A 301-nucleotide genomic window follows, 5' to 3' on the forward strand; every position below is an offset into this window, starting at 1 on the left:
GGCAACAACACGACCTCCCACCCCACACAGGGGCCAGGGAAACACGGGCCTGTTGTCTCAAAGCCCAATAGCGTGTCCGATGATTTTCCGCAGATGCTTTCCCGCATCCCGCGCCAAGTTTGTCATCTGCACCAGACCCCCACCCACTACAGGTGTGAGGCCATCCAACGAATCGCCTGAAAGCTCAGCTGATCCCGCGATCTGCGGGGCCGGCCCAGGTCTCGTGGTGCTCCTTAGAAAGGAGGTGATCCAGCCGCACCTTCCGGTACGGCTACCTTGTTACGACTTCGTCCCAATCGCC

1 rRNA gene is annotated in these 301 nt (G+C 60.1%); it reads right to left on the reverse strand.

Features of this window, described 5'->3' with window-relative positions:
• Positions 1-237: 237 nt before the first annotated feature.
• Positions 238-301 (reverse strand): 16S ribosomal RNA (locus BST13_RS38125); the annotation flags it as partial.

This window comes from Mycobacterium aquaticum (genome assembly GCF_002086485.1).
GTDB classification, from domain to species: Bacteria; Actinomycetota; Actinomycetes; order Mycobacteriales; family Mycobacteriaceae; genus Mycobacterium; species Mycobacterium aquaticum.